This window comes from Streptomyces chryseus, from assembly GCF_014650755.1.
Classification (GTDB): domain Bacteria; phylum Actinomycetota; class Actinomycetes; order Streptomycetales; family Streptomycetaceae; genus Streptomyces; species Streptomyces chryseus.
Genome location: NZ_BMVO01000016.1, coordinates 138,143 through 148,017, shown reverse-complemented (window position 1 = coordinate 148,017; position 9,875 = coordinate 138,143). Strand labels below are relative to the sequence as shown.

The 9,875-nt window shown below is 67.4% G+C and carries 12 protein-coding genes; 5 read left to right on the top strand and 7 right to left on the bottom strand.

Annotation, left to right across the window (positions count from 1 at the left end):
• Together IE185_RS22770 and IE185_RS22765 are read right to left on the bottom strand one after the other, a co-directional pair.
• Positions 1–286, bottom strand: a 286-nt coding sequence (locus tag IE185_RS22770) for an ATP-binding cassette domain-containing protein (protein ID WP_189715854.1), incomplete at its 3' end; no start/stop codon positions are given.
• Positions 287–299: 13 nt separating this feature from the next.
• Positions 300–971 (bottom strand): DUF4097 family beta strand repeat-containing protein, encoded by a 672-nt coding sequence (locus IE185_RS22765; RefSeq protein ID WP_138899520.1) that lies wholly within the window; start codon positions 969–971, stop codon positions 300–302.
• A 223-nt stretch (positions 972–1,194) separates the two neighbouring features.
• On the opposite strand from IE185_RS22765, the gene IE185_RS22760 reads away from it, so the two are divergent.
• Positions 1,195–1,947: a GbsR/MarR family transcriptional regulator gene (locus IE185_RS22760; protein ID WP_138906992.1), complete on the top strand. Its 753-nt coding sequence runs from the start codon at positions 1,195–1,197 to the stop codon at positions 1,945–1,947.
• A 199-nt stretch (positions 1,948–2,146) separates the two neighbouring features.
• A complete protein-coding gene (locus IE185_RS22755) occupies positions 2,147–2,713 on the top strand; it encodes a dihydrofolate reductase family protein (RefSeq protein WP_138895791.1) in 567 nt (188 codons plus the stop codon).
• Between the two features lie 183 nt (positions 2,714–2,896).
• Here the strand turns inward: IE185_RS22755 and dnaB are convergent, their stop codons facing one another.
• Positions 2,897–4,354: a replicative DNA helicase gene (gene dnaB, locus IE185_RS22750; RefSeq protein WP_167518908.1), complete on the bottom strand. Its 1,458-nt coding sequence runs from the start codon at positions 4,352–4,354 to the stop codon at positions 2,897–2,899.
• Between the two features lie 476 nt (positions 4,355–4,830).
• Between dnaB and IE185_RS22745 the strand changes: the two genes are divergently transcribed.
• Positions 4,831–6,168 (top strand): MATE family efflux transporter, encoded by a 1,338-nt coding sequence (locus IE185_RS22745; protein ID WP_138895789.1) that lies wholly within the window; start codon positions 4,831–4,833, stop codon positions 6,166–6,168.
• A 108-nt stretch (positions 6,169–6,276) separates the two neighbouring features.
• Here IE185_RS22745 and rplI read toward each other — a convergent pair whose 3' ends face one another.
• From rplI to rpsF, 4 genes are all read right to left on the bottom strand, one after another.
• A complete protein-coding gene (rplI, locus tag IE185_RS22740) occupies positions 6,277–6,723 on the bottom strand; it encodes a 50S ribosomal protein L9 (protein ID WP_138895788.1) in 447 nt (148 codons plus the stop codon).
• Positions 6,724–6,741: 18 nt separating this feature from the next.
• The gene (gene rpsR, locus IE185_RS22735) at positions 6,742–6,978 is read right to left on the bottom strand and encodes a 30S ribosomal protein S18 (RefSeq protein ID WP_003949403.1); all 237 of its coding nucleotides are present in this window, start codon (positions 6,976–6,978) and stop codon (positions 6,742–6,744) included.
• Positions 6,979–7,021: 43 nt separating this feature from the next.
• Positions 7,022–7,615: a single-stranded DNA-binding protein gene (locus IE185_RS22730; protein WP_138895787.1), complete on the bottom strand. Its 594-nt coding sequence runs from the start codon at positions 7,613–7,615 to the stop codon at positions 7,022–7,024.
• A 75-nt stretch (positions 7,616–7,690) separates the two neighbouring features.
• On the bottom strand, positions 7,691–7,981 hold the full coding sequence (gene rpsF, locus IE185_RS22725; RefSeq protein WP_006604399.1) for a 30S ribosomal protein S6: 291 nt from the start codon (positions 7,979–7,981) through the stop codon (positions 7,691–7,693).
• Between the two features lie 282 nt (positions 7,982–8,263).
• Between rpsF and IE185_RS22720 the strand changes: the two genes are divergently transcribed.
• Positions 8,264–8,578, top strand: a complete 315-nt coding sequence (locus tag IE185_RS22720; protein ID WP_138895786.1) for a hypothetical protein — start codon at positions 8,264–8,266, stop codon at positions 8,576–8,578.
• Between the two features lie 111 nt (positions 8,579–8,689).
• Positions 8,690–9,808, top strand: coding sequence for a lipid II:glycine glycyltransferase FemX (locus tag IE185_RS22715; RefSeq protein WP_138895785.1), 1,119 nt, complete (start codon positions 8,690–8,692; stop codon positions 9,806–9,808).
• Positions 9,809–9,875 lie beyond the last annotated feature (67 nt).

The following is a 9,875-nucleotide window of genomic DNA, read 5'->3' as shown; positions in this document are numbered from 1 at the left end:
TGATCAACCCGTCCACGGCGGAGAACTGCCCGGTGACACCGATCGCGGCACGCACCGCCTGCGGGTCGGTGGCCACGTTGTGGCCACCGATGTGGATGTCGCCGGTGCCCGGACCGGCCGAGACGAGGGTGGAAAGGATCTTCACGACGGTGGTCTTGCCGGCGCCGTTCGGTCCGAGCAGGGAGAAGATCGTTCCCTCGGGGACGGCCAGGTCGACGCCGTCCAGCACGACCTTGTCCCCGTAGGACTTACGCAGCCCGTTCGCCGCGATGGCCAGATCGGTCATGGGGAGTACTCCTTCAGAGGCTGCGGGCGGTGACGTTGCCGTAGGCGGTCGTCGCGTGGATGTTCAGGCCGGCGGCGGCGCCGTCGGTGTTCCTGAGCGCGTTGTGGATCCGGCCGTAGGTCGTACCGGCGTCCAGCGAGGCGGAGATTCCGCGGGCGGCGCCCACCGAGATCTCGCCGTGCTCGGTGCGCAGCGTGACCGTGCCGCGCATGGCCTCGGCGATCTGGAGGTCGCCCTTCTGGGTGCTGATCTGCGCGGCACCGCCCAGACGGCCGACCGAGACATCGCCGGCGAGGAGGGTGAGGCGGGCACTCGCGGCCTCGTCGATCTTGACGGAGCCCTGCGCGCCCTCGAAGGTGACGTCACCGAGACGACCGACGCCCCGGAACTCGGAGCTGGCCGCCTTCGCCTCGACGCGGGAGCCGGCGGGCAGCTGGATGGTGACCTCGACGGACCCGGAGCTGCCGAGGACCCGGTTCGCCTCCGGTGCGGCCCCGATGCGCAGGACGCCGTCGCCGTACTCGACCGTGGTCCGCTCCGCCGCCTTCACGTCGCGGCTGTTCGAGGCGTCCGCGGGCCGGACCTCGACCGCGGTGTCGGCGCGGTCGGCGGCGATGAACTGCACGCGCCCGGCGGGGATGTCCAGGACGGCGGAGATCGGGGTGGGGGTGTCGAACTTCTGCATGGTGGCTCTCCTGCGACTCGTTGTTTCCGATAAGTGAAACGCTACGTTGCTTTCCACATTGCTTCAACAAGCCCGTTGCATTGAATCGCCATCAGTGCAGGTTGAAGCCACTATTTCATTGCGTCGACTTGAAAGTTAACGCAACGACAGGCACTCATACGTTGCAATGGAATGAAGGTGAACGCTATGCTGGAGACCACCACGGAACACGAAGGAGACCACGATGCCGGGAGGCAGACTCACCCAGCAGGAACGCCAGCAGATCGCGCTGGGCCTGGCCGACGGCCTCCCCTACGCGGAAATCGCCAGACGTCTCGGCCGCCCCACCTCGACCATCACACGCGAGGTCATGCGAAACGGCGGCCCCACCGCCTACCGCGCCGACCTCGCCCACCGCGCCACCGAACGCCGCACCCAACGACGCCGCCAGCCCACACCCCGAGACCCGGAAACACCCCCACAGGCACACGGACGCGACCCCGAGGCCGTACGCGAATACGCCGAGACGTTCACCACCGTCCTCATGGGCTCGGGCATGCCCACGATGATGTCCCGGGTGATGGCCTGCCTCACCCTCACCGACACCGGCAGCCTCACCGCGTCCGAACTCGTCCAACGCCTCCAGGTCAGCCCGGCGTCCATCTCCAAAGCGATCACGTTCCTCGAAAGCCAGGGCTTCGTCCGCCGGGAACGCGACGAACGCCGCCGCGAGCGCTACATCGTCGACGACGACATCTGGTACCAGTCGATGATCGCCAGCGCCCGGTCCACCGCCCAGATCGTCGAGATCGCACGCCAGGGCGTCGGCGTCCTCGGCCCCGACACCCCCGCCGCCACCCGCCTGGAGAACGTCGCCCGCTTCCTCGACTTCGTCTCCGAAAGCATCACCCGCGCCGCGGAACAGGCCCGCCAGATCCTCCACACGGAACCCGAACCCCCGGGCGACGCCACCCCGCCGAGCCCGGACCGCGCATAGAAGGAACCAGCCCCACTACGAAAATCCGTGGCTTGCCTCGCGAGGGCGAGGTCGAGATCAGGCGGCTTGCCCGTTGTCGGCCGTACACCACGCTGAGCCCCGAGCACGAGGACTACCGGCGAGCCCAGCTCGCGCACCGATGAGTTCCCCGCGTCACGCTGGTCTTTACGCGGGACACCCACGGACGGAAGGCTGGGCCATGCGGAAACTGATCTACGGCATGAACCTGACCCTGGACGGCTACATCGCCGCCGCCGGCGACGACATCGGCTGGAGCGGACCGCCGAGCCACGAGCTGTTCCAGTGGTGGCTCGACCACGAGCAGGCGAGTGGCCTGTCGTTGTACGGGCGCAAGCTGTGGGAGACGATGAGCTCCTACTGGCCGACCGGCGACCAGCAGCCCAACGCCACCCCAGCGGAGATCGAGTTCGCGCGGAACTGGCGAGACACGCCGAAGGTGGTGTTCTCCTCGACGATCGACAAGGTCGACTGGAACAGCCGCCTGGTCACCGGCGACGCGATCGCCGAGATCACCCGGCTCAAGGCCGAGGACGGCGGCCCAATGAACATCGGCGGCGCAACGCTCGCCGGGGCGGCCATGCGCGCCCGGCTGATCGACGAATACGTGATCGCCGCCCATCCGGTCCTGGTGGGCGGCGGCACGCCCTTCTTCACCGCGCTGGACAGCTGGGTGAACCTGAACCTGGTGGAGACGCGGATGTTTCCCGGCGGCGTCGTCCTGACCAGGTACGAGACGAGGCGCTGAGCAGCTTCCCGCTGTCTCACGGCTTGGATGGGTGTTCCCTCTCACCGTCGCGGCGATCTCCCCCACCGCACACCCCCAAGCCCACGAGCGATGCCCCGTGGGCCCACGGTGTCAGCGATATGCCATCGCTTGGCCATCGCTCGTGAGATTCGGCCACGAAAGCTGAGGCCCTGCACGCACGGATCAGATCTGCGCCATGTCCACGAAACGCGAGTAATGCCCCTGGAACGCCACCGTGATCGTCGCCGTCGGACCATTACGGTGCTTGGCCACCATCAGATCCGCCTCGCCCGCACGCGGCGACTCCTTCTCGTACGCGTCCTCACGGTGCAGCAGGATGACCATGTCGGCGTCCTGCTCGATGGAACCCGACTCACGCAGGTCGGACACCATCGGCTTCTTGTCCGTACGCTGCTCCGGGCCACGGTTCAGCTGGGACAGCGCGATCACCGGAAGTTCGAGCTCCTTCGCCAGCAGCTTGAGGTTTCGCGACATGTCCGAGACCTCCTGCTGGCGGCTCTCCGCCCGCTTCGAACCACCGGACTGCATCAGCTGCAGATAGTCGATGATCACCAACTTCAGATCATTGCGCTGCTTCAGCCGACGGCACTTCGCCCGGATCTCCATCATCGACAGGTTCGGAGAATCGTCGATGTACAACGGCGCCTGCGAGACATCCGGCATCCGGCGCGCGAGCCGCGTCCAGTCCTCGTCCGTCAACGTGCCCGAACGCATGTGATGCAACGCCACCCGCGCCTCCGCCGACAGCAGACGCATCGCGATCTCATTGCGCCCCATTTCCAGCGAGAAGATCACACTGGGCAGGTTGTTCTTGATCGAACAGGCCCGCGCGAAGTCCAGCGCGAGCGTCGACTTGCCCATCGCGGGACGCGCCGCGATGACGATCATCTGGCCGGGGTGCAGACCATTGGTCAGCGAATCGAAGTCCGTGAAGCCGGTCGGCACACCGGTCATCTCACCCGTACGGGAACCGATCGCCTCGATCTCGTCGAGCGCGCCCTCCATGATGTCGCCGAGCGGCAGATAGTCCTCACTCGTGCGCTGCTCCGTGACGGCGTAGATCTCCGCCTGGGCGGCGTTGACGATGTCGTCGACGTCACCGTCGGCCGCGTATCCCATCTGCGTGATCTTCGTGCCCGCCTCGACGAGCCTGCGCAGCACCGCCCGCTCATGGACGATCTCCGCGTAGTACTCGGCGTTGGCGGCGGTCGGCACCGTCTGCACCAACGTGTGCAGGTACGAGGCGCCGCCGACCTTCGTGATCTCGCCGCGCTTGGTCAGCTCCGCGCCCACGGTGATGGGGTCGGCCGGCTCACCCTTGGCGTAGAGGTCGAGAATGGCCGTGTAGACCGTCTCGTGGGCCGGGCGGTAGAAGTCGTGGCCCTTGAGGATCTCCACCACGTCGGCGATGGCGTCCTTCGACAGCAGCATGCCGCCGAGGACGGACTGTTCGGCGTCGAGGTCCTGAGGAGGAACCCGCTCGAAGGCGGGGGAGCCGCCCTCCCAGCCGCCGCCCTCACCTCCGCGGTCGTGCTGTTCGTCGCGGCCCCGGCCCTCGCCACGGCGTCGACGGGAGGGCAGACGGTCACCGGGACCGCTGTCGGTCCAGGGGTCGTCCAATGGCTCGGAAATGCTCACCGGGCCACCTCCTCCCGTCCGCAGCGCGGACCTCGCTGTGCCACTCTTTCTTACGGCACGGCTCTGACAAATGAGACGCCCGACTCCGGTTCCGGCGCATCAAGTTCGACGAGCTTCCGGGGCCGGAACGGAAGGCGGGCGCCGCACCACGGTAGGCCCGCGGGCACCGTCAGCCAATCTGGTTATCCACAGGTGGTGTGGACGACGGACCAGTTGCTGTGGAGAAGTCCCCGGAACCTGTGCACGGACCGGGGGACAGCACTGTGGACAAACTCATAGCACCTGCACGCCCGCCTGCCTGACCTGGGGTTTCTCCATCCACCGGCTGTGGGGAAGAAAAACTTCGGCCCCCGGTTCAAGATCAGAAAAAACGGTGCACACCCGAGCCCCGGAAGCGCCCAGAAGTAAGGAGCGCTGAGGCATTGCATCTGTTACCTGTGGAAGATTAGATTGACCTCATGACTCAGGCCCCCATGGCAGCGAAGACCAGTCGGCGCAGGCACGACCGCGAGATCATCTCGCTGGCTCTGCCGGCCTTCGGCGCCCTGGTCGCCGAACCCCTTTTCGTCATGGTCGACAGCGCCGTCATCGGCCACCTCGGCACCCCGCAACTCGCGGGTCTCGGCATCGCCGCGGCGCTCCTGATGACCGCCGTGAGCGTCTTCGTCTTCCTCGCCTACGCCACCACCGCCGCGGTCGCCCGTCGCGTCGGAGCGGGCGACCTCCAGGCCGCCATCCGCCAGGGGATGGACGGCATCTGGCTGGCTCTCCTCCTGGGTGCCGCGGTGATCGCGGTCGTTCTGCCCGGCGCCCCGTGGCTCGTCGACCTGTTCGGCGCCTCCGACACCGCCGCTCCGTACGCCATCACGTATCTGCGGATCTCCAGTCTCGGCATCCCCGCGATGCTCGTCGTGCTCGCGGCCACGGGTGTGCTGCGCGGCCTCCAGGACACCAAGACTCCGCTGTACGTCGCGATCGGAGGGTTCACCGCGAACGCGGCGCTCAACGTGGGTCTCGTGTACGGCGCCGGGCTCGGCATCGCGGGTTCCGCGTGGGGCACCGTGATCGCCCAGTGCGGGATGGCCGCCGCCTATCTCGTGGTGGTGGTGCGCGGCGCCCGGAAGCACGGCGCGTCCCTGCGTCCCGATGCCGCCGGGATACGGGCCTGCGCCCAGGCCGGTGCGCCGTTGCTGGTCCGCACGCTGTCGCTGCGGGCTGTGCTGATGATCGCCACAGCGGTGGCCGCGCATCTCGGGGACGCGGATGTCGCGGCCCATCAGATCCTGCTGTCCCTGTGGAGCTTGCTGGCTTTCGCGCTCGACGCGATCGCCATCGCGGGCCAGGCGATCATCGGCCGGTATCTGGGGGCGGGCGACGCCGCGGGGGCGCAGGAGGCGTGCCGGCGGATGGTGCAGTGGGGGATTGTCTCGGGTGTGGTGCTGGGTGTGCTGGTGGCGGTGTCGCGGCCGTTGTTCATCCCGCTGTTCACGGGTGACGACGTGGTGCGGGACGCGCTGCTGCCGGCTCTGCTGGTGGTGGCTGTTTCGCAGCCGATCGCGGGCATCGTGTTCGTGCTGGACGGGGTGTTGATGGGTGCGGGGGACGGGCCGTATCTGGCGTGGGCCATGCTGGCGACGCTCGCGGTTTTCGCTCCGGTGGCGTTGCTGGTGCCGGTGCTCGGGGGTGGGCTGACGGCTCTGTGGTGGGCGATGACGTTGATGATGGCGGTGCGGATGCTGACGCTTTGGCTGCGTGCGCGGTCGGGGCGTTGGGTCGTCACGGGTGCGACGCGCTGAGTGGGGCGTGCGCCGGGCGTTGGGCGTCGGCGTGTGTTTCACGTGAAACGACGAAGGGCCGCACCCCGTGGGGTGCGGCCCTTCTGACTGCTGTGCGTTGCGCAGCGCTTAGGCGGCGACGACCTCGACGCCCAGGTTCGCGGCGACCTCGGCGTGCAGACGCACGGAGACCTGGTGCGAACCGAGGGTCTTGATCGGGGCGCCCAGCTCGACGCGGCGCTTGTCGACCTCGGGGCCACCGGCGGCCTTGATCGCCGAAGCGACGTCGGCCGGGGTGACGGAGCCGAAGAGACGGCCGGCGTCGCCGGAGCGAACGGCGAGACGCACGTTCACGCCTTCGAGCTTGGCCTTGATCTCGTTGGCCTGCTCGATGGTGGCGATCTCGTGGATCTTTCGGGCGCGGCGGATCTGCGCCACGTCCTTCTCGCCACCCTTGGTCCAGCGGATCGCGAAACCACGCGGGACCAGGTAGTTGCGAGCGTAGCCGTCCTTGACGTCGACGACGTCGCCGGCAGTGCCGAGGCCAGAGACCTCGTGGGTGAGGATGATCTTCATTTTTCGGTCACCCTTCCCTTATCGCGCGGTGGACGTGTAGGGCAGCAGCGCCATCTCACGGCTGTTCTTGACTGCCGTGGCGACGTCACGCTGGTGCTGCGTGCAGTTGCCGGTCACGCGGCGGGCACGGATCTTGCCGCGGTCGGAAATGAACTTCCGCAGCATGTTCGTGTCCTTGTAGTCCACGTACGTGACCTTGTCCTTGCAGAATGCGCAGACCTTCTTCTTAGGCTTGCGCACAGGCGGCTTCGCCATGGTGTTTCTCCTGTGTGATCAAGAAGTGGTGTACGGGCCCGCCCTAGAAGGGGGGCTCGTCCGAGTAGCCGCCGCCGGCGGAACCGCCGGAGCTTCCGCCCCAGCCGCCGCCGCCCTGCTGCTGACCGCCGCCGGCCGGTGCACTGCTGGCCCAGGGGTCGTCGGCGGGAGCGCCGCCGCCCTGCTGGCCGCCGGCGCTGGGGGTTCCGCCCCAGTTGCCGCCGCCCTGGCCGCCCTGCTGGCCGCCGCCGTACCCGCCCTGTCCGCCTCGGCCGCTGGTCTTGGTGACCTTGGCCGTGGCCGTCTTGAGGCTGGGGCCGACTTCTTCGACGTCCAGTTCGTAGACCGTGCGCTTTACGCCCTCGCGGTCTTCGTAGGACCGCTGCTTGAGCCGGCCCTGGACGATGACGCGCATGCCTCGCGTAAGCGACTCCGCGACGTTCTCCGCCGCCTGACGCCAGACCGAGCAGGTGAGGAACAGGCCTTCGCCGTCCTTCCACTCATTGGTCTGCTTGTCGAAGATGCGGGGAGTGGACGCGACACGGAACTTCGCGACCGCCGCACCGGACGGGGTGAAGCGCAGCTCGGGGTCGTCGACGAGATTGCCGACGACCGTGATGACGGTCTCGCCTGCCATGGGTGAACCTCTCGGCGGGGATTGCTGCTGGCTGCTTGTTGCTACTCGGACCCGATTACCGCTGAGCTACTGAGCTCAGTGGGTTTCGGGGCGGAGGACCTTGGTCCGGAGGACCGACTCGTTCAGGTTCATCTGTCGGTCGAGCTCCTTGACGACCGCAGGCTCGGCCTGCAGGTCGATGACCGAGTAGATGCCCTCGGGCTTCTTCTTGATCTCGTAGGACAGACGACGACGGCCCCAGGTGTCGACCTTCTCGACCTTTCCGTTGCCCTCGCGGACGACGGAGAGGAAGTTCTCGATCAACGGGGAGACAGCGCGCTCCTCGAGATCGGGGTCGAGGATGACCATCACTTCGTAGTGACGCATGTGGAACCCACCTCCTTTGGACTCAGCGGCCACGGTCGTTCCGTGGCAGGAGGGTCGTGATGCGTACGCAACGGTATCGGCCGCCACTGACAAGCCGCCTTCCGTGAGGGAGGGGGCCTGTTTTCTGGCGTGGGCAGACACCGGTGCAGACCGTACAGACTACCTGCTCACCGCCTTCCGGTTGAAATCCGGCCGTGAGGGGCCACAATCTGTACACATCGGGTGTGTGCGGCATCACGCTCGCCGCCTTTGTGCCCGCCGCCTTCCAGCAGGAGGTGCCCCATGGCGCAGGCAATGCGACGACGCTCCTCGAACTCTCTCTTCGAGACCGACGGCAAGCCTCATCCGCTGCAGGACACGCTTTTGGCGGTGACGCTCGTGCTGGGCGCGATCGCCTTCGTCTCGGCGATGTTCCACAGCCTGCACCTGCTCAGCTCGTGGACGGGTCTGCTGGGCATCCTGACGGGTGCGTACGGCCAGTTCATCTCGGCCACGACGCGTGAGCGGTTCCCGATGATCGTCGGCCTGGGTGCGTCCGCGGTCGGCTTCTTCCTCGGTATGGCGCACGGCGGGCTGTTCGGAGGGGTGCTGGGATAGGCCCGGCTGGGTCAGCGGCCAGTCGGGGCGCTCCTTGGGCGCAGTAGGCTTCGGCGCGAGAGCCGGAGCCCCTGATCCCATGGGGACAGACCTGCCGAGGAGCGCCCCGTCATGAGCCTGACCCTGAGGACCATCAGCCGAGAGCAGCATCTGGCGTACATCCAGAGCCTGCCGTCGGCGAGCCACTGCCAGGTCCCGGCGTGGGCCGATGTGAAGACGGAGTGGCGCTCGGAGAGCCTGGGCTGGTTCGACAAGGGCGGTGAGCTGGTCGGCGCCGGTCTGGTGCTGTACCGGCAGCTGCCGAAGATCAAGCGGTACCTGGCGTACCTGCCGGAGGGTCCGGTGATCAACTGGTACGCGCCGAACCTGGACGACTGGCTGCAGCCGATGCTGGCGCACCTCAAGCAGCAGGGCGCCTTCTCCGTGAAGATGGGCCCGCCGGTGGTCATCCGCCGCTGGGACGCGCCCGCCATCAAGGCCGGCATCCAGGACCCCGACGTGAAGCGCCTGCGGGACATCGAGGCGACGCACATCGAGCCGCGTGCCTTCGAAGTGGCGGACCGGCTGCGGAAGATGGGGTGGCAGCAGGGCGAGGACGGCGGCGCCGGCTTCGGTGACGTGCAGCCGCGGTACGTCTACCAGGTGCCGTTGGTGAACCGGTCGCTCGACGATGTCCTCAAGGGCTTCAACCAGCTGTGGCGTCGCAACATCAAGAAGGCCGAGAAGGCCGGTGTCGAGGTCGTCCAGGGCGGTTACGAGGACTTGGCCGAGTGGCAGCGGCTGTACGAGATCACGGCTGTGCGCGACAGGTTCCGGCCGCGTCCGCTCTCGTACTTCCAGCGCATGTGGTCCGTCCTGAACGCCGAGGACCCGAACCGGATGCGGCTGTACTTCGCGCGTCACAACGGCGTGAACCTGTCCGCCGCGACGATGCTCGTCGTCGGTGGGCACGTCTGGTACTCGTACGGCGCCTCGGACAACATCGGCCGTGAGGTCCGGCCCTCGAACGCGATGCAGTGGCGGATGCTGCGTGACGCGTACGCGATGGGCGCGACGGTGTACGACTTGCGGGGCATCTCGGACTCCCTGGACGAGACCGATCACCTGTTCGGTCTGATCCAGTTCAAGGTGGGTACGGGTGGGGAGGCCGTGGAGTATGTCGGTGAGTGGGACTTCCCGCTCAACAAGATGCTGCACAAGGCCCTCGACATGTACATGTCGCGCCGCTGATCCCGCACGAACCGACCCGTACCCGTTTTCCCTCATACCTCTGATACACCGCAGCCACGAGAAAGGT

Excerpts from the sequence above, each read along its gene's own strand:
- IE185_RS22765 (WP_138899520.1), bottom strand. The coding sequence starts at position 971 with ATGCAGAAGTTCGACACCCCCACCCCGATCTCCGCCGTCCTGGACATC.
- IE185_RS22760 (WP_138906992.1), top strand. The coding sequence starts at position 1,195 with ATGCCGGGAGGCAGACTCACCCAGCAGGAACGCCAGCAGATCGCGCTG.
- IE185_RS22755 (WP_138895791.1), top strand. The coding sequence starts at position 2,147 with ATGCGGAAACTGATCTACGGCATGAACCTGACCCTGGACGGCTACATC.
- IE185_RS22745 (WP_138895789.1), top strand. The coding sequence starts at position 4,831 with ATGACTCAGGCCCCCATGGCAGCGAAGACCAGTCGGCGCAGGCACGAC.
- rplI (WP_138895788.1), bottom strand. The coding sequence starts at position 6,723 with ATGAAGATCATCCTCACCCACGAGGTCTCTGGCCTCGGCACTGCCGGC.
- rpsR (WP_003949403.1), bottom strand. The coding sequence starts at position 6,978 with ATGGCGAAGCCGCCTGTGCGCAAGCCTAAGAAGAAGGTCTGCGCATTC.
- IE185_RS22730 (WP_138895787.1), bottom strand. The coding sequence starts at position 7,615 with ATGGCAGGCGAGACCGTCATCACGGTCGTCGGCAATCTCGTCGACGAC.
- rpsF (WP_006604399.1), bottom strand. The coding sequence starts at position 7,981 with ATGCGTCACTACGAAGTGATGGTCATCCTCGACCCCGATCTCGAGGAG.
- IE185_RS22720 (WP_138895786.1), top strand. The coding sequence starts at position 8,264 with ATGGCGCAGGCAATGCGACGACGCTCCTCGAACTCTCTCTTCGAGACC.
- IE185_RS22715 (WP_138895785.1), top strand. The coding sequence starts at position 8,690 with ATGAGCCTGACCCTGAGGACCATCAGCCGAGAGCAGCATCTGGCGTAC.